Source organism: Pantoea sp. 18059 (assembly GCF_902706165.1).
Classification (GTDB): domain Bacteria; phylum Pseudomonadota; class Gammaproteobacteria; order Enterobacterales; family Enterobacteriaceae; genus Pantoea; species Pantoea agglomerans.
The window spans coordinates 265,229-287,833 of sequence record NZ_CACSJS010000005.1; the positions used below are offsets into that span (position 1 = coordinate 265,229).

The 22,605-nt window shown below is 55.3% G+C and carries 22 protein-coding genes; 17 read left to right on the top strand and 5 right to left on the bottom strand.

What is annotated here, in order from left to right:
- Window positions 1-6 precede the first annotated feature (6 nt).
- The 9 genes from folC to hisP all read left to right on the top strand — a co-directional run bounded on the left by folC (window position 7) and on the right by hisP (window position 8,443).
- Window positions 7-1,275: a bifunctional tetrahydrofolate synthase/dihydrofolate synthase gene (folC, locus tag GVJ63_RS15375; protein ID WP_159227096.1), complete on the top strand. Its 1,269-nt coding sequence runs from the start codon at window positions 7-9 to the stop codon at window positions 1,273-1,275.
- Window positions 1,265-2,053: a cell division protein DedD gene (gene dedD / locus GVJ63_RS15380; RefSeq protein WP_010671447.1), complete on the top strand. Its 789-nt coding sequence runs from the start codon at window positions 1,265-1,267 to the stop codon at window positions 2,051-2,053. The genes folC and dedD overlap by 11 nt, the downstream gene beginning before the upstream one ends.
- Window positions 2,054-2,318: 265 nt before the next feature.
- The gene (gene cvpA, locus GVJ63_RS15385) at window positions 2,319-2,804 is read left to right on the top strand and encodes a colicin V production protein (protein ID WP_003854265.1); all 486 of its coding nucleotides are present in this window, start codon (window positions 2,319-2,321) and stop codon (window positions 2,802-2,804) included.
- Between the two features lie 37 nt (window positions 2,805-2,841).
- Entirely contained in the window at window positions 2,842-4,359 is a 1,518-nt protein-coding gene (gene purF, locus GVJ63_RS15390; protein ID WP_010258001.1) for an amidophosphoribosyltransferase, read from the top strand.
- A 112-nt stretch (window positions 4,360-4,471) separates the two neighbouring features.
- Window positions 4,472-5,041, top strand: coding sequence for a UbiX family flavin prenyltransferase (locus tag GVJ63_RS15395; protein WP_010258003.1), 570 nt, complete (start codon window positions 4,472-4,474; stop codon window positions 5,039-5,041).
- A 259-nt stretch (window positions 5,042-5,300) separates the two neighbouring features.
- Window positions 5,301-6,083, top strand: coding sequence for a lysine/arginine/ornithine ABC transporter substrate-binding protein ArgT (gene argT / locus GVJ63_RS15400; protein WP_010258004.1), 783 nt, complete (start codon window positions 5,301-5,303; stop codon window positions 6,081-6,083).
- 179 nt (window positions 6,084-6,262) lie between these two features.
- Window positions 6,263-6,952 (top strand): histidine ABC transporter permease HisQ, encoded by a 690-nt coding sequence (locus GVJ63_RS15405; RefSeq protein ID WP_010258006.1) that lies wholly within the window; start codon window positions 6,263-6,265, stop codon window positions 6,950-6,952.
- Window positions 6,945-7,661, top strand: a complete 717-nt coding sequence (locus GVJ63_RS15410; RefSeq protein ID WP_010258010.1) for an ABC transporter permease — start codon at window positions 6,945-6,947, stop codon at window positions 7,659-7,661. The genes GVJ63_RS15405 and GVJ63_RS15410 overlap by 8 nt, the downstream gene beginning before the upstream one ends.
- Before the next feature lie 8 nt (window positions 7,662-7,669).
- On the top strand, window positions 7,670-8,443 hold the full coding sequence (gene hisP, locus GVJ63_RS15415; protein WP_010258014.1) for a histidine ABC transporter ATP-binding protein HisP: 774 nt from the start codon (window positions 7,670-7,672) through the stop codon (window positions 8,441-8,443).
- 135 nt (window positions 8,444-8,578) lie between these two features.
- On the opposite strand, the gene GVJ63_RS15420 is transcribed toward hisP, so the two are convergent.
- Window positions 8,579-9,526: a sugar-binding transcriptional regulator gene (locus GVJ63_RS15420; protein ID WP_010258017.1), complete on the bottom strand. Its 948-nt coding sequence runs from the start codon at window positions 9,524-9,526 to the stop codon at window positions 8,579-8,581.
- A gap of 195 nt (window positions 9,527-9,721) precedes the next feature.
- Between GVJ63_RS15420 and dalD the strand changes: the two genes are divergently transcribed.
- The 3 genes from dalD to GVJ63_RS15435 are packed head-to-tail and all read left to right on the top strand — an operon-like array spanning window position 9,722 to window position 13,890.
- Window positions 9,722-11,110, top strand: coding sequence for a D-arabinitol 4-dehydrogenase (gene dalD, locus GVJ63_RS15425; protein WP_010671449.1), 1,389 nt, complete (start codon window positions 9,722-9,724; stop codon window positions 11,108-11,110).
- Between the two features lie 2 nt (window positions 11,111-11,112).
- Window positions 11,113-12,582 (top strand): xylulokinase, encoded by a 1,470-nt coding sequence (gene xylB, locus GVJ63_RS15430; protein ID WP_159227097.1) that lies wholly within the window; start codon window positions 11,113-11,115, stop codon window positions 12,580-12,582.
- A 27-nt stretch (window positions 12,583-12,609) separates the two neighbouring features.
- Window positions 12,610-13,890: an MFS transporter gene (locus tag GVJ63_RS15435; protein WP_010258025.1), complete on the top strand. Its 1,281-nt coding sequence runs from the start codon at window positions 12,610-12,612 to the stop codon at window positions 13,888-13,890.
- 33 nt (window positions 13,891-13,923) lie between these two features.
- Here GVJ63_RS15435 and GVJ63_RS15440 read toward each other — a convergent pair whose 3' ends face one another.
- Window positions 13,924-14,820 (bottom strand): TIGR01777 family oxidoreductase, encoded by an 897-nt coding sequence (locus GVJ63_RS15440; protein WP_010258028.1) that lies wholly within the window; start codon window positions 14,818-14,820, stop codon window positions 13,924-13,926.
- A gap of 182 nt (window positions 14,821-15,002) precedes the next feature.
- Here GVJ63_RS15440 and yfcF point away from each other — a divergent pair, with 182 nt between their 5' ends.
- Window positions 15,003-15,644 carry a glutathione transferase gene (gene yfcF / locus GVJ63_RS15445; protein ID WP_010258032.1) on the top strand — a complete coding sequence of 214 codons (642 nt, stop codon included), beginning with the start codon at window positions 15,003-15,005 and terminating at the stop codon, window positions 15,642-15,644.
- 108 nt (window positions 15,645-15,752) lie between these two features.
- Window positions 15,753-16,277: an NUDIX hydrolase YfcD gene (gene yfcD, locus GVJ63_RS15450; protein ID WP_010258035.1), complete on the top strand. Its 525-nt coding sequence runs from the start codon at window positions 15,753-15,755 to the stop codon at window positions 16,275-16,277.
- 109 nt (window positions 16,278-16,386) lie between these two features.
- Here yfcD and pta read toward each other — a convergent pair whose 3' ends face one another.
- On the bottom strand, window positions 16,387-18,519 hold the full coding sequence (gene pta, locus GVJ63_RS15455; protein WP_031292718.1) for a phosphate acetyltransferase: 2,133 nt from the start codon (window positions 18,517-18,519) through the stop codon (window positions 16,387-16,389).
- Window positions 18,520-18,604: 85 nt separating this feature from the next.
- Window positions 18,605-19,807 (bottom strand): acetate kinase, encoded by a 1,203-nt coding sequence (gene ackA, locus GVJ63_RS15460; RefSeq protein WP_010258040.1) that lies wholly within the window; start codon window positions 19,805-19,807, stop codon window positions 18,605-18,607.
- A gap of 337 nt (window positions 19,808-20,144) precedes the next feature.
- Between ackA and yfbV the strand changes: the two genes are divergently transcribed.
- The 3 genes from yfbV to GVJ63_RS15475 all read left to right on the top strand — a co-directional run bounded on the left by yfbV (window position 20,145) and on the right by GVJ63_RS15475 (window position 21,910).
- Window positions 20,145-20,597 carry a terminus macrodomain insulation protein YfbV gene (gene yfbV / locus GVJ63_RS15465; protein WP_010258042.1) on the top strand — a complete coding sequence of 151 codons (453 nt, stop codon included), beginning with the start codon at window positions 20,145-20,147 and terminating at the stop codon, window positions 20,595-20,597.
- A 145-nt stretch (window positions 20,598-20,742) separates the two neighbouring features.
- Window positions 20,743-21,237, top strand: coding sequence for a YfbU family protein (locus tag GVJ63_RS15470; protein WP_010671451.1), 495 nt, complete (start codon window positions 20,743-20,745; stop codon window positions 21,235-21,237).
- A 13-nt stretch (window positions 21,238-21,250) separates the two neighbouring features.
- Window positions 21,251-21,910 carry a sugar phosphatase gene (locus GVJ63_RS15475; RefSeq protein WP_010258046.1) on the top strand — a complete coding sequence of 220 codons (660 nt, stop codon included), beginning with the start codon at window positions 21,251-21,253 and terminating at the stop codon, window positions 21,908-21,910.
- Between the two features lie 29 nt (window positions 21,911-21,939).
- On the opposite strand, the gene yfbR is transcribed toward GVJ63_RS15475, so the two are convergent.
- On the bottom strand, window positions 21,940-22,539 hold the full coding sequence (yfbR, locus tag GVJ63_RS15480; RefSeq protein ID WP_159227098.1) for a 5'-deoxynucleotidase: 600 nt from the start codon (window positions 22,537-22,539) through the stop codon (window positions 21,940-21,942).
- Window positions 22,540-22,605 lie beyond the last annotated feature (66 nt).

Here is a 22,605-nt window from a genome sequence, read left to right on the forward strand (position 1 = left end):
GGACATATGGACAATCTTCACCTTCCCCAAGCCACGTCGCCTTTGGCCACGTGGCTTTATTATCTTGAGCACCTGCATACTCAGGCCATTGAACTGGGTCTGGACCGTATTCGTCAGGTAGCGCTTCGTCTCGACCTGCTGAAACCCGCTCCTTTTGTCTTTACCGTGGCCGGTACCAATGGCAAAGGCACCACCTGTCGTACCCTGGAAACGCTGCTGATCGCCGCGGGCTACCGCGTGGGCGTGTACAGCTCACCGCATCTGGTGCGCTATACCGAGCGCGTTCGGGTTCAGGGAGAAGAGCTGAGTGAAGCGCAGCACTGTGCCAGCTTTGCGGAGATTGAAGCCGGACGAGCAGATATTTCGCTGACCTATTTTGAATTTGGCACGCTCTCCGCGTTGAATCTGTTCCGCCAGGCGCAGCTGGATGTCGTGATCCTCGAAGTCGGCCTCGGCGGACGGCTGGATGCGACAAACATCGTGGATGCCGATGTCGCGGTGGTCACCAGCATTGCGCTCGATCACACCGACTGGCTTGGCCCGGATCGCGAAAGCATCGGGCGTGAAAAAGCCGGTGTGTTCCGGGCGGGGAAACCTGCGGTAGTGGGTGAACCGGATATGCCGCAGAGTATTGCCCTGGTCGCACAGGAAAAAGGTGCGCAGCTGTTGCAGCGCAACCGTGACTGGTCGTGGCATGCGCAGGCAGAAAGCTGGTCACTGCGTGATGCGACAGGTGAGCTGAACGATCTGCCGCTGCCACAGGTGCCGCTGCCTAACGCGGCGACCGCGCTGGTGGCGCTGCGGGTCTCCGGGCTTGAGGTCAGTGAGGCGCAGATTCGCGCCAGCCTGCCGCTGGCGATGCTGCCAGGCCGTTTTCAGACCCTCAGCGAATCACCGCGCGTTATTCTGGATGTCGCCCATAACCCGCATGCGGCAGCATATCTGGCGTCGCGGCTGGCTGCACTGCCGAAACGCGGCAAAGTGCATGCCGTGGTGGGCATGCTGCATGATAAAGATATCGCCGGAACGCTGGCGGCGCTGGCACCGGTGGTCGATGCCTGGTACTGCGCGCCCCTCGAGGGTCCGCGCGGCGCCAGTGCTGAGCAACTGCTGAACAACCTGCCGCAGGGCGAGGCTTTTAGTTCGGTTGAGCTCGCCTGGCAGCAGGCACGCCAGCGGGCAGCGCCGCAGGACATTGTGCTGGTCTGTGGTTCATTCCACACCGTTGCACAGGTCATGGAATCGATTGAAACGGAGAAAGGACGTGGCAAGTAAGTTTCAGAACCGTTTAGTCGGCACCGTTATTCTGGTCGCCGTTGGCGTGATTGTGCTGCCAGGGCTGCTGGATGGTCAGAAAAAGCATTACAAAGAGGAGTTCGCCGCCATTCCGCTGGTGCCGAAACCTGACGATCAGCAGGACAGCGAAATGGTGCCGCCGGTAACCCAGTCGCTGCCGGCACAGCCGCCGGAAGGCGCGGGCAATGCGGTCAGCAGCAGCAATGGCAATGGCAACGGTAAAACCAACGCTACGGCAGAGCAGGGTCGGACTCAACCGGAAGACGAGAGCGATCCGGTAGTGGTCTCGCCGCCGCCGGTTCATCAGTCTGTGCCCGCACAGACGGTGACGAAGCCGAAGGTCGTTGAGCAGCAGAAACCGAAAGTAACAGAGCAGCCTAAGCAGAAGCCGGTCGAACAGCAGAAGCCAAAAGTCGTGGAGCAGCCTAAACCTAAACCGGTTGAACAGCCTAAAGTGGTCGAACAGCCGAAGCAGGAAGAGCCGCCGAAAACGGCAGAGACGACAGCGCCGGCAGGGCAGGCTTATGTGGTGCAGTTAGGTGCGCTGAAAAACGCCAGCAAAGTGAATGAGATTGTCGCGCAGCTGCGGCTGTCGGGCTATCGCGCCTTTACCGTGCCTTCAACGCCGGTACAGGGTCAGATCACCCGCATTTACGTTGGGCCTGATGCGTCGAAAGCCAAAATGCAGAGTGCGGTTGGCGAGCTGAAAAGTATCTCAGGACTGGGCGGTGTCGTGAAACCCTACAGCGCCCGCTAAAACGGGCGATTGGCGCTGCCGATAGCAGTAACAGGCAGCGTCTTTTACCCCTCAGGCAGCGCGTTTAATGCGCGCTGCCGCGAAAAAAATTGACGATTTTCAACGGCCTGTCCGGCTGAGAATCACCCGGGCGATAGCGTTTTTTTTCATCGCCTTTTTTATGGATGCAGAAAAAGAAAACCGCTACGCAAACGTTTTCTTTTTCTGTTAGAATGCGCCCCGAACTGGATGCAGGGGTGCAATTGCACTGGCGCTGGAAGAGTTCATGATCTGGATTGATTACGTCATTATTGCGGTAGTTGGTTTTTCGGCTCTGGTCAGCCTGGTCCGTGGGTTTGTCCGTGAAGCCTTATCTCTTGTTACCTGGGGATGCGCGTTTTTTGTCGCCAGTCATTACTACGCCTACCTTGCAGTCTGGTTTACAGGTTTTGACGACGAACTGGTTCGTAACGGTATCGCCATCGGTGTGCTGTTTGTGGCGACCCTGATTGTGGGGGCCATTGTGAACTACGTTATCGGCACGCTGGTGGAAAAAACCGGCCTGTCGGGAACCGACCGGGTGTTGGGCGTCTGTTTCGGGGCATTGCGTGGTGTGCTGATCGTAGCCGCTTTGCTGTTCTTCCTCGATACATTCACTGGCTTTTCCAAAAGTCCGGACTGGCAACAGTCTCAACTCATTCCCGAGTTCAGTTATATAATCAGGTGGTTTTTTGATTACCTGAAAAGCACGTCGAGTTTTTTACCCCGGTGATGTGACCGGGAGTGCGGCTTAATGAGGAAATGACAACATGTGCGGTATTGTCGGTATCACCGGTTTCATGCCGGTCAACCAGTCGATCTATGACGCGTTAACGGTGCTCCAGCACCGCGGGCAGGATGCCGCAGGCATTTGTACTATCGATGCGCTGAAATGTTTTCGCCTGCGAAAGGCAAACGGCCTGGTCAGCGACGTTTTCGAAGCACGCCACATGCAGCGTCTGCAGGGCAATATGGGGATCGGTCACGCGCGTTATCCAACCGCGGGAAGCTCCAGTGCCTCTGAAGCGCAGCCATTCTATGTAAACTCCCCGTATGGCATCACCCTGGCGCACAACGGTAACCTGACCAACGCCCATGTGCTGCGTAAGCACCTGTTTGAAAAGGGCCGCCGTCACGTTAATACCACCTCAGATTCTGAAATCCTGCTGAACATCTTTGCGCAGGAGTTAGATCGTTTTCAAAACGATCCGCTGACAGCCGACAACATCTTTGCTGCGGTTGCTGCCGTGCATCAGCAGGTGCGCGGTGCCTATGCGGTGGTGTCGATGATTATCGGCCACGGCATGGTCGCCTTCCGTGATCCTAACGGTATCCGTCCGCTGGTGCTGGGCAAGCGCGTTATCGCTGATGGCCGCACCGAATATATGGTCGCCTCCGAGAGCGTGGCGCTGGATACGCTGGGCTTTGAGTTCATCCGTGACGTTGCACCGGGTGAAGCGGTCTATGTGACTGAAGCGGGCCAGCTGTCTACCCGCCAGTGCGCTGAAAATCCGAAAAGCAATCCGTGCCTGTTCGAGTATGTCTATTTTGCGCGTCCCGACTCCTTCCTCGACAAAATCTCGGTCTACAGCGCCCGTGTCCGTATGGGTACCAAGCTGGGTGAGAAAATTGCGCGCGAGTGGGAAGATCTCGATATCGACGTCGTGATTCCGATTCCTGAAACCTCCACCGATATCGCGCTGGAAATTGCACGTATTCTCGACAAACCCTATCGTCAGGGCTTCGTGAAGAACCGGTACGTAGGCCGTACTTTTATCATGCCGGGCCAGCAGTTACGTCGCAGCGCGGTGCGCCGCAAGCTCAACGCTAACCGCGCCGAATTCCGTGATAAAAATGTGCTGCTGGTGGATGACTCTATTGTTCGCGGTACCACCTCAGAGCAGATCATTGAGATGGCACGTGAAGCGGGCGCAAAAAGGGTTTATCTGGCGTCAGCGGCGCCGGAAATTCGTTTCCCGAACGTCTACGGTATCGATATGCCCAGCGCCACGGAACTGATTGCGCATGGCCGTGAAGTGGAAGAGATTCGCCAGCTGATTAAAGCCGATGCGCTGATCTTCCAGGATCTGGACGATCTGATCGAAGCGGTTCGCGAAGAGAATCCGGACATTGCACAATTTGAGTGCTCGGTGTTCAACGGCATTTACGTGACGAAAGATGTCGATCAGCAATATCTGGAGTATCTCGAGTCGCTGCGTAATGATGATGCCAAAGCGCTTCAGCGGCAGAACGAAGTCGAAAACCTCGAGCTGCACAACGAAGGCTGATACCTTCAGCAGGCGGGCAGCATAAAACAGGGCGGGAGCAATCCCGCCCTGTTTGTTTTCAGAAACCCGCAGGCCGCGTATGATGGCCCATTGGCTGAAATAAGGTTGGAATATGAAACGACTCATCATTGGCATCTCTGGCGCAAGCGGGGTGATCTATGGCGTGCGCATGCTGCAGGTGTTGCAGCAGGTGGAAGAAGTAGAAACGCATCTGGTTATGAGTCAGGCGGCGCGTCAGACGCTGGGACTGGAGAGCGATTATTCGCTGCGTGACGTGCAGGCGCTAGCCGATGTGGTGCATGACGTGCGCGATATTGCAGCAAATATCTCATCTGGATCGTTTAAAACGCTGGGCATGGCGATTTTACCCTGCTCAATGAAAACGCTCTCTGGCATCGTCCACAGTTACAGTGACTCGTTGCTGACCCGTGCGGCTGACGTGGTGTTAAAAGAGCAGCGTAAGCTGGTGCTGTGCGTGCGCGAAACCCCGCTGCATGTTGGCCATCTGCGAATGATGACCACTGCCGCAGAGCTGGGTGCCATTATTATGCCACCCGTGCCGGCATTTTATCATCGGCCTGAAACGATCGATCAGCTGATCGATCAGACCGTTAACCGGGTGATCGACCAGTTTGATATCGAATTATCGGAAGATCTCTTCACGCGCTGGCAGGGTGCATAAAGTTCCGCTGGCGCACTTATTTAGTGCATAAGCGCGCCTCGGATCACTCTTCGTGCATTTGACGCACCAAAAGTTAACAACGTCGCTTTTTCTCTTTTACTTCACTGCTATATTCCCCTCACAAACACAGCGTTTTCGCCTGTCTGACATCACGCTAACAGCGTGGTTAACTTGCAGAACTGGCATGAAACATGCAAATTACTTTGCGCAAACACATCACGAACCACATAACAAAAAGCACTTCACTTGAGGGTAATCTATGAAAAAGCGTGTTCTGGCTCTTTCCCTGATGCTGGGCTTATCCAGTGCTGCCAGCGTTTTCGCGGCGGTTCCGGGTTCAATCCGTATCGGCACAGATCCAACTTACCCACCGTTTGAGTCGAAAAACGCGCAAGGCAAGTTAGTGGGCTTCGATATCGACCTCGCTAACGAAATCTGTAAACGTATTCATACCCAATGTACCTATGTTGAGAGCGACTTTGATGCGCTGATCCCTTCGCTGAAAGCGAAGAAAATTGATGCCATCATCTCCTCACTTTCCATCACAGCGAAACGTCAGGAAGAGATCGCCTTCTCGGAAAAACTCTACGCCGCTAACGCGCGTTTAGTCGCGCCGAAGGGATCGAAAATTGAGCCGACCATTGAGTCCCTGAAAGGCAAAAACATCGGTCTGCTGCAGGGCACCACCCAGGAAACTTACGCCAATCAGAACTGGCGGCCAAAAGGGGTGAACGTCACACCTTATGCAAACCAGGATCTGGTCTATCAGGATCTGAATGCCGGTCGTATTGATGCTGCCTTCCAGGATGAAGTGCAGGCCAGCGAAGGGTTCCTGAAGCAGCCGGTCGGTAAAAATTACGCCTTCGCCGGTCCGGCCGTGAAAGATGACAAGATTTTTGGCGTCGGTACCGGCATGGGACTGCGTAAAGATGACAGCGAACTGAAAGCCGCCATCGACAAAGCCTTTGCTGACATGCGTAAAGATGGCACCTACGACAAGATTGCGAAGAAATACTTCGATTTCAACGTGTACGGCGACTAACCATCCTGTCGCTTTACCCTCTGTGTCCGTTTTGCCGGGTCTGAGCCGGTTCTGCCAGGTGCAGAATCGGGTTCTTTTCCGCTAATGGCGGATGGCATCTGCAACAGAGAGGTAAAGCTAAACTGCCCGTCTCGCTTGCGGGCAGCGTTTCGTTTTCACCCCACGACAGGACCCTCTCGATGCTGTATGGCTATTCTGATGTAATTCTTCGGGGCACGCTGGTGACGCTGGAGCTGGCACTCACTTCCGTCGTGCTGGCAGTGCTGCTGGGCCTGATTGGCGCAGGCGCGAAACTGTCGCGCAGCCGGCCACTGGCGATGATTTTTGAAGGCTACACCACGCTGATTCGTGGCGTGCCAGACCTTGTACTGATGCTGCTGATCTTCTACGGTCTGCAGATTGTCCTCAACCAGATAACCGATGCGCTGGGTATGGCGCAGTTTGATATCGACCCGATGGTCGCCGGTATCATCACGCTCGGCTTTATCTATGGAGCCTACTTCACCGAAACGTTCCGCGGCGCCTTTATGGCCGTGCCTCAGGGGCAGATTGAAGCAGCAACCGCGTTTGGCTTTACCGGCGCGCAGGTGTTCCGCCGCATTCTGTTTCCGGCCATGATGCGCTACGCGCTGCCAGGCATCGGCAACAACTGGCAGGTGATTCTGAAAGCCACCGCGCTGGTCTCGCTGCTGGGGCTGGAAGATGTGGTGAAGGCGACGCAGCTGGCAGGAAAAAGTACCTGGCAGCCGTTCTACTTCGCCATTGTGGCCGGTGTGATTTATCTGGTATTCACCACGCTGTCAAACGGTGTGCTGTGGTGGCTGAACCGGCGCTATACGGTGGGTGTGAAGAGGGCGAGTTATGATTGATATTATTCAGGAATACTGGAAATCGCTGCTCTGGACTGACGGTTATCGTTTTACCGGTGTAGCTATCACCCTGTGGCTGCTGATCCTCTCGGTCACCATTGGCGGATGTCTGGCAATCCTGCTGGCGATAGCGCGGGTTTCCCCTAACCGGTTTATCAGCTTTCCGGTCTGGCTCTTCACCTACGTCTTTCGCGGCACGCCGCTCTATGTGCAGCTGCTGGTGTTCTACTCCGGCATGTACACGCTGGAGATTGTGAAAGGCACTGAACTGCTGAATGCCTTTTTCCGCAGTGGTCTGAACTGTACGCTGCTCGCCTTCACCCTCAACACCTGCGCCTACACCACGGAAATTTTTGCCGGTGCGATTCGCTCGGTGCCACACGGTGAAATTGAGGCGGCACGGGCGTACGGCTTCTCTACTTTTAAACTTTATCGCTGCATTATCCTGCCATCGGCGCTGCGTACGGCACTGCCGGCCTACAGCAACGAAGTGATTCTGATGCTGCACTCCACGGCGCTGGCCTTCACCGCCACCGTGCCGGATCTGCTGAAAATCGCGCGCGATATTAACTCGGCAACCTATCAGCCGTTTACCGCCTTTGGTCTGGCGGCTGTGTTGTACCTGATTATCTCTTACGTGTTGATCAGCCTGTTCCGCCTGGCGGAACGTCGCTGGCTGGCCCACGTGAAACCCTCTTCATCGCATTGAGTAGAACTATGGCTGACAATAAATTAAGCGTCACCGAATTGCATAAGCGTTACGGTGAACATGAAGTGCTGAAAGGGGTCTCGTTAACTGCTAAAGCGGGCGATGTGATCAGTATCATTGGATCGTCCGGCTCAGGGAAAAGTACCTTTTTACGCTGCATCAACTTCCTCGAAAAACCGAGTGAAGGCAGCATCATGGTGAATAACCAACAAATCACCTTAGTCCGTGACAAAGATGGTCAGCTCAAAGTGGCTGACAAAGAGCAGCTGCGCGCGTTACGTACCAGCCTGACCATGGTGTTCCAGCACTTTAATCTGTGGAGTCACATGACCGTGCTGGAAAACGTGATGGAAGCGCCGATTCAGGTGCTGGGGCTGAGTAAAGCGGCGGCGCGTGAGCGTGCCATCAAATACCTCGATAAAGTCGGAATTGATGCGCGGGCACAGGCAAAATATCCGGTTCACCTCTCCGGCGGTCAGCAGCAGCGTGTGTCGATTGCGCGCGCGCTGGCGATGGAGCCAGAGGTGTTGCTGTTTGACGAACCCACTTCGGCGCTTGATCCGGAGCTGGTCGGGGAAGTACTGCGCATCATGCAGAAGCTGGCTGAGGAGGGCAAAACCATGGTGGTCGTGACCCACGAGATGGAGTTTGCCCGTCACGTCTCCAGTCATGTCATTTTCCTGCATCAGGGTAAAATCGAAGAGCAGGGGCCGCCTGCGGAACTGTTCGGCAGCCCGAAAAGCCCACGTTTACAGCAGTTCCTCAAGGGATCGCTGAAGTAACGGTTAGATGTTAGTTAAGGTGAGGGAATCAGGGCACCGGCGTAACGTGCCCTGCGCAGAATAAGTGCGAGCCGCGTTTGAGATTTTGCGTCATCTCTGCGTTCTGCCCTCGCACTCTGCATCCATGCTGAGATATCACTTTTGCAGTAGCTTCAGCGCCGTATCCTCATCGGTCACCAGTCCCGATACCCAGCCGCCCTGTAATGCGGCACGGATTGCTGGATACTTGCGCTCGCTACCCGCAAAGCCAATAATTTTACGCTGAGTCCGGCTTTCCAGTCGCACGCTGGTCAGTAGCTCATCCGTTTCGCCCCATACCCGCTCACCCTGCTGATTGAAAAAGTGACCGAGCATTTCGCCCACCACGCCGCGCCCATTTAGCGCCTCGACCTGCGCATCTGTGATGAATCCCTCGGCATTCAAAGGACAGCCCGGCATCACTTCGCCAATACCCACAAAAGCCACGTCCGCCTGTAATGCGCGATCAATGACGCGCTGGTAAACCTTATGCTGAACCCACATCGCTTTATCCTCTGGGGTGTCGGCGTATAAGGGCGCTGGGATAAAGAAATACTTACCTTGCATCTTTTCGGCCATCTTCAACGGTACGTCATAGCGAGTACCGGAATCATCCCGCGCGATGGCACCAATCATGGAAACGCAATGATGCTGCGGGCGATCAACCCAGGGTAGCGCATCGATCATTGAGCGCAGGGTTTTACCGGAACCAATACCGAACACCTGAGGCGTTTCCTCATTGATGAATTGTGTCATCACCGCCGCGCCTTCTACTGCCAGCATTTGTTGAATAGCCTCATCATTCAGACTGGCTGATGGCACAACGCGGCACAAATCCAGACCAAACTTCGCCTGTACCTCACGCGCCAGCTGCAGACAGTGTGTGACGGGATGATCAATTTTTACGTTCACCATGCCCATTTCACGTGCACTGGATACCAGGCGCTGCGCTACCTGTCGTGACAATCCCAATGCCTGCGCAATCTCCTGCTGTGTCACGCCTGCGACGTAATACATCCATGCGGCACGTGCGGCCAGCTCCTGCTTTTTTTCTTCTCTGCTCATCACGATGTTCCGTCGAATTTGAGGGGACATCTTAACGCCGTGCGGGTCGAAAAGCACTAACTGAGCAAAAGCCCGGAATGGGAGCAAAAGTATTATTTGTGACTCAGCTCGCAGAAGGATCTTCGTAATGGGCACTATGCTACAGGTCATCGGGCAAATGCCCTTAGGTGTGGCAAATGTTTAAATGAGGCGATTATGAACAACCAATCAGTGTGGATGCACATCGGCGCGGGATCTTTTCATCGTGCACATCAGGCGTGGTATCTGCATAAACTGCGTGAGCAGGGTGATGAAAGCTGGAGCATCGCGCTCGGCAATATCCGTAATGACGCAGTGCCGCTGCTCAATCAGCTCGCGGCGCAGCAGGGAGAATATGTGCTGGAAACCGTGACGCCTGAAGGTAAGCGCGACTACGAAACCATCACTTCGCTGCGCAAAATTTTGCCCTGGGACAGTGATATCAGTGCGTTGATCGAGCAGGGGGCCAGCGCGGAAACACGTGTGATTAGCTTTACCGTGACCGAAGCGGGTTACTACCTGACGCCCGCGTTTACCCTGGATCTCAATCAGGCAGATGTGAAGGCCGATCTGGGTGGAGATATCCGCACCCTCTACGGCGCACTCAGCCATATTCTGACACAGCGTGTTGCGCAAGGCGGTCCGCCTGTTACGCTGCTGAACTGCGACAATCTGCGGCACAATGGTGAGCGTTTCCGTGACGCCTTCCTGGCGTTTCTTACGGCCAAAGGCGATACCGCGCTGGCCGACTGGGTGCGCACGCAAACCCGTTCACCGAATACCATGGTTGATCGCATTACACCCCGTCCTACTCCGGAGGTGGCAGAACGCGTGCAGGCGGCGACCGGCAAACAGGATGGCGCAGCAGTAATGGCCGAATCTTTTATTCAGTGGGTCATTGAGGATGATTTTATTGCCGGGCGCCCGGCGCTGGAAAAGGTCGGTGTTGAACTAGTGGAATCGGTACTGCCGTGGGAAGAGGCGAAAATTCGCATCCTCAATGCGACACATGCTGCGATTGCCTGGGCGGGCACACTGATTGGTCTGAACTATATCGATGAGAGCACCAGCCATCCGGCGATTTATCAACTGGCTCACGACTATGTGACCCAGGATGTCATTCCTTCTCTGTCTCCCAGCCCGCTTGATTTAGCGGATTATCGTGACGTGGTGCTGGCCCGCTTCAGTAATCCTTACATTAAAGATACCAATCAGCGCGTCGGTGCCGATGGTTTATCCAAAATTCCCGGCATGGTGACGCCAACCCTGCAACAGTGCTACCAGCGCGGTGCGCAGCCCACCGCAACGGCGGTGATTCCGGCACTGTTCTTCCTGTTTATGCAGCGATGGGCCGATGACAATTTACCCTATTGCTATCAGGACGGTGCGCTACAGGTCGATACGCTACGTAAGCAGTTCGCCAGCGCCGATCCGCTCCATGCATACCTGAGTGATAGCGCGCTGTTTGCGGAACTGGCATCTGATAAGGCGTTTCATGAGTTAGTCACCCGCCGTGTTGCGAGTTTGCAGCAGTGGCTGAAACAGCCTGAACTGGCGGCGGTGTAATTATGTATCTCGGCATTGATATTGGTACCTCAGAGCTTAAAGCGCTGATCATTAATACGCACGGTGAGATTGTGGCGGCTCAGCACGCCACGCTGAGCGTGCAGCGTCCCCATCCCCACTGGGCTGAACAGGATCCTGAATGCTGGTGGCAAGCCTGCAGCGAGGTTCTGGCGGGATTACGTCATCAGTTTCCTCTGGCATGGGCCGCGATTCGCGCTATTGGATTATCGGGACAGATGCACGGGGCCGTGTTGCTGGATGCCGGGGGGAAGGTGCTGCGTCCGTGTATCCTCTGGAACGACACGCGCAGTGCACCGCAGTGTGAAAGGCTACGGAAGAGCAATCCCCGGATAATGGAAATTAGCGGCAATATGATTATGCCCGGCTTCACTTTGCCGAAACTGCACTGGGTCGCGGAAAATGAGCCAGAAATTTTCAGCCGCATCGATAAGATCCTGCTGCCGAAAGATTACCTGCGCTGGCGTCTTACCGGGCGCTTTGTCAGTGAGCCTTCGGATGCTGCCGGAACGCTGTGGCTCGATGTCTCCCGGCGTGACTGGTCGGAAGAACTGCTGGCCATCACCGGACTGAAGCGTGCCCAAATGCCTGAACTGGTAGAAGGCAGTGCCATAAGTGGACGCCTGCAGCCGACGCTGGCGAGCGAGTGGGGTTTATCTACTGCGGTTACTGTCGCGGGAGGCGGCGGTGACAATGCCGCATCGGCAGTCGGTGTGGGGGCGGTGAATCCCGGTGATGCGTTTATCTCATTGGGTACCTCCGGTGTGATTTTTGTCGTAAACGACCGCTTACGGGCTGACCCTCAATGCGGGGTGCACGCCTTTTGCCATGCGTTACCGGGCCGCTGGCACCAGATGAGTGTGATGCTTAGCGCCGCCAGTTGTCTGCGCTGGTTGTGCAATCTGCTGTCGGTCAGTGAAAGCCAGCTGATGGAGGAGATGGTCCAGCTCAGTGATGAGCAAGTGCGTAGCGCCCCGGTTTTCCTGCCCTATCTGTCTGGTGAACGCACACCACATAACGATCCTGACGCATCCGGTTCTTTCTTCAATCTGCGCCATGAAACCCCGCGCGCCTTGCTGGGCTATGCGGTGGTTGAAGGCGTGGCATTTGGGCTGGCTGATGGGTTGAGTGTGCTCGGCGATGCCAGGCATCACATTCAGCAGTGCAGCCTGACCGGTGGTGGCGCACGTAGCACATTGTGGGCTCAATTGATTGCCGATGTGCTGCAACTGCCCATTGTTACCCATCCCGCCAGCGCATCTGGCGCGCTGGGTGCGGCACGTTTAGCGTGGCTGGCTGATGGCGGCCTTGAGCATGAGGTGTGTCTGAAGCCGGCTGTGCAGGCGTGCTACCAACCGGACGAGACGCGCGGTGCCGTGCTGCAAAAGCGGCTATGTCTGTTCCGGGAACTCTACGTCCAGCAACAACAGGTGCGCAGTTTGCTGCCTGCATAACGACTAACCAGACAGAAGGTAATTGTGATGCAATCGAACGAATACTGGTTTGGCTTACCGAAAAAGATGTTCTGGGGTTTCCTCGCTATCGCAATCTTTATGGCGGGTGATGGCTTTGAAATGGCGTTTCTGTCGCGCCATATCACCGATATGGGCTTTACGCCCGCGCAGTCTGCAGTCGTATTCACCTTCTATGGCTTAGCGGCAGCCCTGGCGGCCTGGGCATCTGGCGTGGTAGCCGAGTTGATCACACCGCAGCGCGCGATGATGATTGGCTTTGTGTTATGGATCGTGATGCATACGCTGTTTATGTCGCTGGGGCTTGGCCTGCGCAACTATCCGCTGATGGTGCTGTTCTACGGCATTCGCGGGCTGGCTTATCCGCTGTTTATCTACTCTTTCATGATGATGCTGGTGCAGGTCTTACCGCGCGAAAAACTGGCGGCGGCGACCGGCTGGTTCTGGGCGATGTATTCTGTCGGCATCGGGGTGATTGGCAGCTATCTGCCAAGTCTCACCATTCCGATGCTGGGGGAAACGGGGACGCTGTGGCTGGCTATTATCTGGGTGGCATGTGGTGGGATCCTCGCATACTTCAGCCTGCGCAAGGTACCGGTGGATCGCTCTCGTGTGAATTTGCCGATGCGTGACAAGATGACAGAGATGGCGCGTGCCGTGACCATCCTGTTCACCAATCAGAATGTGTTTTATGCCTGCCTGATTCGCATCATCAACACGCTGTCGCTGTTTGGTTTCGCCATTATCATGCCACTGCTGTTTGTCGATCGTCTCGGCTTTACCATCTCTGAATGGCTACAAATCTGGGCGGTGTTCTTCTTTGTCACTATATTTACGAATATCTTCTGGGGCCTCACGGGAGAGAAGCTGGGCTGGATCCGTCAGGTGCGCTGGTTTGGTTGCCTGGGGATGGCCATCTCCAGCCTGACCTTTTATTATCTGCCGCTGTATGCGGGTCATAACTTCTGGGTCGCATTAATCCCTGCGGTAATGCTGGGCATTTTTGTCGCCGCGTTTGTACCGATGACCGCTGTATTTCCCACGCTGGAACCGCATCACAAAGGCGCTGCGGTCTCTATTTACAACCTCTCCGCAGGACTCAGTAACTTTGTGGCACCGGCTATCGCCTCAGTCATGCTGCCGTTCTTCGACATTGTCGGTGTGGTATGGGCCTATACCGGGCTATACGTGTTCGCTGGCGTGCTGACCTTTATTATTCGTGTGCCACAACCGGGGCATACGCGTGAAGAGAAGGTAGTGAAGTCGCGTGTAGCAGAGCAGCGTAACTAACGAAACATACGGCGGCCCAGGGCCGCCGTATGTTTATCCTGCGACATCCTGCAACGCTTCCTGCAAATCGTACCAGCGGAAGCCAAAGCCTGAGGCTTCCAGCCGTTTTGGCAGCACATGCTGTCCTCCCAGCACCAGCACCGACGATTCGCCCATCATCAGTTTAATGGCGCTGGCAGGCGTGCGCATAAAGGCCGGACGATGCATAACCCGGCCCAGGGTGGCGGCAAACTGCTCGTTACGCACCGCGTAGGGAGCGACCATATTGAACGGACCCCGCAGATCGTCATGCTCCAGCAGCCAGATAATGGCGTTTAGCATGTCATCAATGTGAATCCACGGCATGTACTGTTTACCACTGCCAATCGGCCCGCCGATGCCGAGTTTAAAGGGCAGCTTCATTTTGCTGAGTGCGCCGCCCTCAGACGCCAGCACCACGCCGGTTCGCAGCAGGCAGACGCGGGTGCGTTCGCTTTCAGCCGCGAGCGCCAGTTGCTCCCAGCGGGCGCAGAGCTGATGAGTAAACTCATCCTGACCCTGATCCTCTTCAGTCAGCACCAGATCGCCGGTGTTGCCATAAAAGCCGGTTGCCGAACCTGAGATCAACACGGACGGTGGCGTGGCGCTGGCGTTGATCAGTGAGACAATCTGCTCGGTTATCTGCCAGCGGCTTTCACACAGCTGCTGTTTATGCGGCTCCGTCCAGCGTTTGTCGGCAATAGGTTCTCCCGCCAGATTAATGACCGCATCGATCGTATCCAGGTTCGACTGTTGCGCCAGCCCTGACCAGAGCGCGACCTCTTCGCCCAGTTTTTCACGCGCGCTGACCACGTCCCGCGTCACCACACTAATCTGATGCCCCAGCTGTTGCAGGCGCGGAATCAGGTGACGGCCAATCAGTCCCGTGCCACCGGTAATAAGAATGTGCATGTTGCGGCTCCCTTGATGTTTTTGTTATTTGCATCTTTCAGCATAGAAGAGTCGAGCCACTCTATCGTGAGTCGCGTCGCGCTTTCTTATTCCGGAGGCAGAGATCGGATCAGCTCAGCGTTGCCTTCCCAAATAAAAATCGGTAAACATGATGCAACCCTGACAGCCAATTGAGGTAACCGATGAATTATCCGTCCATCACCCTGTGGTCAGATTCATCATTTTTCAGTCCTTACGCCATGTCGGCCTATGTTGCTCTTACCGAAAAAGGGATCCCTTTCCAGCTGAAGCGCGTCGATTTGTCGCAGAATCAGCAATACGCCGCGGCTTACCGCGAGCTGTCGCTGACCTGCCGGGTCCCGACCCTGCAGATTGATGCGTTCCTGTTAAGCGAATCCTCGGCGATTACCGAATATCTTGAAGAGCGCTTTCCGGCGCCCGAGTTTGAGCGCCTCTATCCCCGCGACCGCGAGAAGCGTGCCCGCGCCAGAGAGATCCAGGCCTGGCTGCGCAGTGACTTCCTGTGGATACGTCAGGAGCGTCCCACAGAAGTGCTGTTTGCCGGTGAGCGCTTTGCGCCGCTGACCGCATCAGCGCAGCAGGCTGTGGATAAACTGGTTATGGCCGTCGATCGCCTGCTGCCGGACGGGCAACAGAACCTGTTTGGCGAGTGGTCAATTGCGGATACCGATCTGGCGGTGATGCTTAACCGGCTGGTATTGCATGGCGATCCTTTGCCCGCGCGTCTGCGGGATTATGCTGAGTTTCAGTGGCAGCGAGCCTCAGTACAGCTGTGGTTAGCAGAAAGTGGTAAAAATCGGTAACAGCCAGGGCTTGCTCAGGCTGCCGGAAGTGATTACCTTACGCCACATAAAAATAAAGACGTGGCAAACTGCGTACCCAAGTGTACGCCAAACAGGAAAGGGTTACGGATGGTGGATCAAACTGCGGGTGACGGCATCGAGTGGGTCGATATCGTAAACGAAGAGAATGAAGTTGTTGCTCAGGCAACACGTGCGCAGATGCGCGCTGAGTGCCTGCGTCACCGCGCTACCTATATTGTGGTTCATGACGGTATGGGCAAGATTCTGGTGCAGCGTCGCACTGAGATAAAAGATTTTATGCCGGGCAAACTGGACGCAACCGCAGGCGGCGTGGTGCAGAGCGGTGAAGATATGCTGGAGTCTGCGCGACGTGAAGCGGAAGAGGAGTTAGGGATTGCCGCGGTGCCGTTTGCTGAGCATGGCAAATTCTACTTCGAAGATCAGCACTGTCGCGTCTGGGGCGGACTGTTCAGTTGTGTGTCACATGGGCCATTCGCCATGCAGGAATCGGAAGTCGATGAGATTATCTGGATGACGCCCGATGAGATCACCGCACGTTGTGATGAGTTCACTGACGATTCGCTTAAAGCGCTCTCTCTGTGGATGAGCCGCAACGGCGATAACCGGGCCTGAAAACGGGCGCTTTAACGCGTCTCAGCGATCCGCATTAAAGCCTCCGGCTCTGTTACCGGCGAAAAAAAGGCATGCCCTGGGGCATGCCTTTTGCGTTCTTACCTGACGCTTAGCCTTGTTCAGCCTGCTGAGACTGAATAGCGGTTAAGGCGATGGTATAGACGATGTCATCAACCAGCGCACCGCGCGACAGGTCGTTAACCGGCTTACGCATACCCTGCAGCATCGGCCCGATTGAGATCAGATCGGCTGAACGCTGTACCGCTTTATACGTGGTGTTACCGGTGTTCAGATCCGGGAAGATAAAGACGGTGGCGCGACCGGCAACCTGTGAATCTGGCGCTTTCGACTTCGCCACATCTTCCATAATCGCGGCGTCATACTGCAGCGGACCATCAATGACCAGATCAGGACGTTTTTCCTGCGCGATACGCGTTGCTTCACGCACTTTTTCAACGTCGCTGCCTGCACCTGACGTGCCGGTAGAGTAGGAGATCATCGCAACACGTGGATCGATACCAAAGGCTTTAGCAGAGTCGGCTGACTGAATTGCGATCTCAGCCAGCTGCTCAGCGGTGGGATCCGGGTTAATCGCGCAGTCTCCGTAAACCAGCACCTGCTCCGGCAGCAGCATAAAGAACACCGATGAAACCAGTGAGCTGTTAGGCGCAGTTTTGATCAGCTGCAGAGGCGGACGAATGGTGTTGGCGGTGGTGTGAACCGCACCTGAAACCAGGCCATCCACTTCGCCACTTTCCAGCATCATGGTGCCCAGCACCACGTTATCTTCCAGTTGTTCCTGGGCGACCACTTCGGTCATCCCTTTGCTCTTACGCAGCTCAACCAGACGCGGCACGTAGTTTTCACGCACCTGTTCCGGATCAACAATCTCAACCCCTTTGCCCAGTTCGACACCCTGAGCCGCAGCAACACGCTGAATCTCATCCGGGTTGCCTAACAGTACGCAGGTGGCGATACCGCGTTCAGCACAGATAGCAGCCGCTTTAACCGTACGCGGCTCGTCACCCTCTGGCAGCACGACGCGTTTGCCCGCTTTACGCGCCAGCTCAGTCAGCTGATAGCGGAAGGCCGGTGGCGACAGGCGACGGCTGCGCTCTGACGTGGCGGTCAGTGACTCAATCCAGTCAGCATTAATGTAGCTGGCAACATATTCCTGCACTTTCTCGATGCGCTGCGTATCGTCAGCGGGCACTTCAAGATTAAAGCTCTGCAGGCTCAGAGAGGTCTGCCAGGTATTGGTTTTCACCATAAACACCGGCAGGCCGGTCTGGAAGGCACGGTCACAGAGGCGCGCGATGCGATCGTCAATCTCGTAGTTACCGGTCAGCAGGATAGCGCCAATCTCAATGCCGTTCATGGCGGCCAGACAGGCGGCGACCAGTACATCCGGGCGGTCTGCGGAAGTCACCAGCAGTGAGCCTGGACGGAAATGCTCCAGCATGTGCGGGATACTACGGGCGCAGAAGGTGACCGATTTAACCCGGCGGGTCTGAATCTCACCTTCGTTGATGATGCGCGCATCCAGGTGGCGGCACATATCGATTGCGCGGGTGGCGATCAGATCAAAGCTCCACGGCACGCAGCCCAGCACCGGCAGCGGGCTGTCTGAGAACAGCTGCTTAGGATCGATATTGGCGATGCTGGCTTTTGACGAGTCATCAAAAATTTCTGACAGGTCAGGGCGGGTACGCCCCTGATCATCGACCGGCGCGTTGAGTTTATTGATGATCACGCCAGTGATATTTTTATTCTTCTGACCGCCGAAGCTGCTCTGCGTCAGTTCAATGCGCTCTTTCAGCTGTGCCGGAGAGTCATTGCCCAGCGCCATCACGAAGACGATTTCCGCATTCAGAGTTTTCGCGATTTCATAGTTCAGCGCGTTGGCGAACTGATGCTTACGGGTAGGGACCAGACCTTCAACCAGCACCACTTCCGCATTCTGCGTGTTGGCATGGTAACGGGAGATGATCTCTTCCATCAGCACATCCTGCTGGTTCGATCCCAGCAGTGATTCAACACGTGACATCTGCAGCGGTTCAGCGGCAGGAATCGAGGAGTTCTTACGGATAATAGTGGTGGTTTGATCCGGCGTATCGCCTCCGGTACGCGGCTGAGCAATCGGCTTAAAGACGCTGAGTCGAACGCCTTTGCGCTCCATGGCGCGGATAACGCCGAGGCTGACGCTGGTCAGGCCGACGCTGGTGCCGGTCGGAATGAGCATAATTGTACGTGACACGTTTGAACCTCTCAGTAATGGCAGGGTGTCAAAAACAACTCCGTCAGCCTGAGCTGACGGAGAGAAGTGTTTACGCAGTCAGACGCGCGGCGTCCTGGGCGATGACCAGCTCTTCGTTGGTCGGGATCACCAGCGCCGGGCGGGTGCCTTCTTTATTGATGTAACCAGACTTGCCGAAACGGGCCGCCAGGTTGCGATCGTGATCGACGTCAAAGCCCAGCAGTGCCAGTTTTTTCAGTGAGAGTTCACGAACCATCGCGGCGTTTTCACCGATGCCGCCAGTAAATACCACGGCATCAAGGCGGCCATCCATCAGCGCAGTGTAGCTGCCGATATATTTCGCCAGGCGATGACAGAAGACATCCATTGCGCGCTTCGCATCTTCTTTGGTGGTGTAGTTATCTTCCACGTAGCGGCAGTCGCTGGTGACTTCAGTCAGACCTAACAGGCCAGACTCTTTGGTCAGCAGTTTATTGATGGCATCGACGCTCATACCCAGCGTATCGTGCAGGAAGAAGATAATTGCCGGGTCGATGTCGCCACTGCGGGTACCCATCACCAGGCCTTCCAGTGGGGTCAGGCCCATTGAGGTGTCCACACACTCGCCGTTGCGAATGGCAGAGACAGAACCGCCGTTACCGAGGTGGCAGGTAATAATATTCAGTGACTCAAGCGGCTTGTTGAGCATTTTGGCCGCTTCATGGGTCACATAGAAGTGGCTGGTACCATGCGCGCCATAGCGACGAACGCCATGCTCTTTATACAATTTGTACGGCAGCGCATAGAGATAAGACTCTTCCGGCATTGTCTGATGGAAAGCGGTGTCAAATACCGCGACATTCTTATCTGACAGGTGCGGGAAGTTTTTCATCGCTTCATCAATACCGATCAGATGAGCCGGATTGTGCAGCGGTGCAAAAGAAGAGGCGTCTTTGATGCCCTGTACCACTTCTTCAGTGATGATGACTGACTGAGTCAGCTTCTCGCCGCCATGAACGATACGATGGCCGATTGCAGCAATTTGTGCCGAAAGCTCAGGTTTTTGTGCCAGAATGGTTTTAACGATAAAGTTCAGCGCTTCACTATGCGCTGCGCCAGCACCCAGAGGCGCTTCCTGTTTTTCGCCTTCCAGCTTCCATTTGATGCGGGCTTCAGGAAGGTGGAAACATTCCGCCAGGCCAGACAGGAATTCTTCACCGCTGGCAGGGTTGAGGATGGCAAACTTAAGGGAAGAGCTGCCACAGTTCAGAACCAGAACTAACTTACTCGACATGGAAGTACCTATTTTTTGAGAGTGGCTAAATAAAACGCAATCAGACTAACAGCGTAGCCCATGAAAGCTGGTAGATTAATGACAAACATCATGCGGTAGACAGAATTCTGCATTTCCGCAAAAAATTTCGGCAATCTTACGCGAAAATTTGAAGATTGCCTCGTCTGAACCTGGCTCAGGCCTCTTCCCAAAAGCGCAATCCGCTTCCGGAAAGGGGGTAAAACGGCGTCAGAATAGCTGGAGTCACCTTTAAAGACAAAAATAATTGAAGGATGTCACGTAAAGTTGTGTAGTTATAACTATTTTTTAATTTTTACAGCATTAGTTGAGGTGAGCCATGGCGAATGAATCTGGCAGTACCAATTGGTTTCGGATGTTTCAGCGCGGCCAACACTATATGAAGACCTGGCCGGCTGATAAGCGCCTGGCACCTATGTTCCCGGAAAACCGTGTTTCATCGGCAACGCGTTTTGCTATTCGCTTTATGCCCCCTTTGGCGATTTTTACGCTGACCTGGCAGATCGCGATGGGCGGTCAGTTAGGCCCGGCCGTGGCGACCGCGCTGTTTGCCTGTACCCTGCCGATGCAGGGATTATGGTGGCTGGGAAAGCGTTCTGTGACGCCGCTGCCGCCGACGCTGCTTAACTGGTTTCATGAAGTTCGTGCCCGGCTGGAAGAAGCGGGGCAGGCGACAGCGCCAGTAGAAGGCAAGCCGACCTATCAGGCGCTGGCCGATCTGCTAAAGCGGGCGTTCAAACAACTCGACCGCACTTTCCTCGACGATCTCTGACCCATCCCGGGCTGGCGGTAAAATATTTACCGCTAACCTGCGGCCAAATCAAAGAATGGTGATACGGCGATTTCCGTGTCGCTAACGCTGTGCAATGATTTCTCCATTGTCGATTAACTGAGCGGTCTCTGACCGGGAGTAAATGATGGAAATGACCCATGCGCAGCGTTTGATTCTCACTAATCAGTACAAAATGATGGCCATGCTTGAGCCGGAAAATGCGGAGCGTTTTCGCCGTTACCAGACCATCATCGAGCGCGGTTATGCGCTGCAGATGCGGGAGCTGGACAAAGAGTTTGGCGAACTCAGCGAAGCGATCTGCCGGACGGTAATCGACATTATGGAAATGCATCACGCTCTCCACGTCTCGTGGTCGAACCTTAAAGAGAAAGGTGAGCTTGAAGAGCGGCGTCTGGCCTTTCTGGGCTTCGATGCGGCAACGGAAGCGCGCCTGCTGGGTTATGTCCGTTTTATGGTCAATACAGAAGGGCGTTATACCCACTTCGATTCCGGCACCCATGGTTTTAATGCGCAGACCCCGATGTGGGAAAAGTATCAACGGATGTTAGCTTTGTGGCAGACTTGTCCGCGCCAGTACCATTTAAGTGCAAACGAAATTGCGCAAGTGATCAATGCCTGATGAGGAGTAGCGCGTGACCTACAGAGGTTTTCTATTTGATTTAGACGGCACGCTGGTGGATTCACTGCCAGCGGTTGAACGAGCCTGGAGCCAGTGGGGTGCCCGTCATGGCATCGCGGCTGATGAGATTCTGGATTTCATTCATGGCAAACAGGCGATCACCTCTCTGCGTCATTTCATGGCAGGCCAGTCGGAAGAGGCTATTCAGGCGGAGTTTGTTGCGCTGGAGCAGGCTGAAGCGGCGGACACCGACGGTGTGCAGGCGCTGCCAGGGGCCAACGCGTTGCTGAACCGGCTGAACGAACTGCAGATTCCCTGGGCGATTGTCACTTCCGGTTCAGTGCCGGTCGCACATGCACGTCATAAAGCCGCAGGCTTACCGAAGCCTGCCGTGTTTATTACCGCTGAACAGGTGGCTAAGGGCAAACCGGAGCCCGATCCCTACCTGCTTGGCGCGGAGAAGCTGGGATTAGCGGCGACATCGTGCGTGGTTGCAGAAGATGCACCTGCCGGAATCTTATCCGGCCTGAATGCTGGCTGTGCGGTGATTGCCATCAATGCGCCGGCGGAGACACCCCGGCTGGATGAGGTAGCGCTTCAGCTCGACTCACTGGCGTCACTGGTGATAACCCGCGAGTCTGACGGCAGCTTTACCTTCCGTCAGCAGGCTTAAGGGCTGGCCCGGCGGCCAGACCGCCGGGCTTAGAGTGGCGTATCCTGCGAGATTTCATCCAGTGACAGGCTGAAGCTCGGAATAAACACCTCAACGAAGTAATCCATCTCCGGTGAACGCCGAAGTGCCAGGGTCTTTTCCAGCCGCGCTTTGGCCAGTAAAAATTCGTTGTTCCCGGCAGACAACTCCTCAAGACATTTTACATATGCACAGAGCGCATCCGCCTGTTTCACAACCGCCTGCTCCTCTTCGCTGTGCAGATGCTCATCGATCAGCGGGCGATAGATCGCCTGAAACTCTTCAGGCAGCATCTCAATCAGCTTCTGCTGAGCAATCTTCTCGATTTTCTTATATTCGTGGGCGATCTGCGCGTTGTAATATTTTACCGGAGTCGGTATATCGCCTGTGAGCACTTCACTGGCATCGTGGTAAAGCGCCAGCATGGCAATGTGATCGGCATTAAGCGACCCGTTGAATTTAAGGTTTTTGATCACGGCCAGGGCATGCGCCACCATGGCGACCTGCAGACTGTGTTCGGAGACATTTTCGGTGCGCACATTGCGCATCAGCGGCCAGCGATTGATCAGCTTAAGACGGGAGAGATGAGCAAAGAAGTGGCTTTGTGTCATGAGCGTTCCTGTTGGCTGGCGGGGGAGAGACAGGTTCTGGCTCTCCCCAAATAGCGTCAGTATACG

Bases quoted from the DNA above. Each gene is read 5' to 3' on its own strand.
- folC (WP_159227096.1), top strand. From the start codon at position 7: ATGGACAATCTTCACCTTCCCCAAGCCACGTCGCCTTTGGCCACGTGG.
- cvpA (WP_003854265.1), top strand. From the start codon at position 2,319: ATGATCTGGATTGATTACGTCATTATTGCGGTAGTTGGTTTTTCGGCT.
- purF (WP_010258001.1), top strand. From the start codon at position 2,842: ATGTGCGGTATTGTCGGTATCACCGGTTTCATGCCGGTCAACCAGTCG.
- GVJ63_RS15395 (WP_010258003.1), top strand. From the start codon at position 4,472: ATGAAACGACTCATCATTGGCATCTCTGGCGCAAGCGGGGTGATCTAT.
- argT (WP_010258004.1), top strand. From the start codon at position 5,301: ATGAAAAAGCGTGTTCTGGCTCTTTCCCTGATGCTGGGCTTATCCAGT.
- GVJ63_RS15405 (WP_010258006.1), top strand. From the start codon at position 6,263: ATGCTGTATGGCTATTCTGATGTAATTCTTCGGGGCACGCTGGTGACG.
- GVJ63_RS15410 (WP_010258010.1), top strand. From the start codon at position 6,945: ATGATTGATATTATTCAGGAATACTGGAAATCGCTGCTCTGGACTGAC.
- hisP (WP_010258014.1), top strand. From the start codon at position 7,670: ATGGCTGACAATAAATTAAGCGTCACCGAATTGCATAAGCGTTACGGT.
- GVJ63_RS15420 (WP_010258017.1), bottom strand. From the start codon at position 9,526: ATGAGCAGAGAAGAAAAAAAGCAGGAGCTGGCCGCACGTGCCGCATGG.
- dalD (WP_010671449.1), top strand. From the start codon at position 9,722: ATGAACAACCAATCAGTGTGGATGCACATCGGCGCGGGATCTTTTCAT.
- xylB (WP_159227097.1), top strand. From the start codon at position 11,113: ATGTATCTCGGCATTGATATTGGTACCTCAGAGCTTAAAGCGCTGATC.
- GVJ63_RS15435 (WP_010258025.1), top strand. From the start codon at position 12,610: ATGCAATCGAACGAATACTGGTTTGGCTTACCGAAAAAGATGTTCTGG.
- GVJ63_RS15440 (WP_010258028.1), bottom strand. From the start codon at position 14,820: ATGCACATTCTTATTACCGGTGGCACGGGACTGATTGGCCGTCACCTG.
- yfcF (WP_010258032.1), top strand. From the start codon at position 15,003: ATGAATTATCCGTCCATCACCCTGTGGTCAGATTCATCATTTTTCAGT.
- yfcD (WP_010258035.1), top strand. From the start codon at position 15,753: ATGGTGGATCAAACTGCGGGTGACGGCATCGAGTGGGTCGATATCGTA.
- pta (WP_031292718.1), bottom strand. From the start codon at position 18,519: ATGCTCATTCCGACCGGCACCAGCGTCGGCCTGACCAGCGTCAGCCTC.
- ackA (WP_010258040.1), bottom strand. From the start codon at position 19,807: ATGTCGAGTAAGTTAGTTCTGGTTCTGAACTGTGGCAGCTCTTCCCTT.
- yfbV (WP_010258042.1), top strand. From the start codon at position 20,145: ATGGCGAATGAATCTGGCAGTACCAATTGGTTTCGGATGTTTCAGCGC.
- GVJ63_RS15470 (WP_010671451.1), top strand. From the start codon at position 20,743: ATGGAAATGACCCATGCGCAGCGTTTGATTCTCACTAATCAGTACAAA.
- yfbR (WP_159227098.1), bottom strand. From the start codon at position 22,539: ATGACACAAAGCCACTTCTTTGCTCATCTCTCCCGTCTTAAGCTGATC.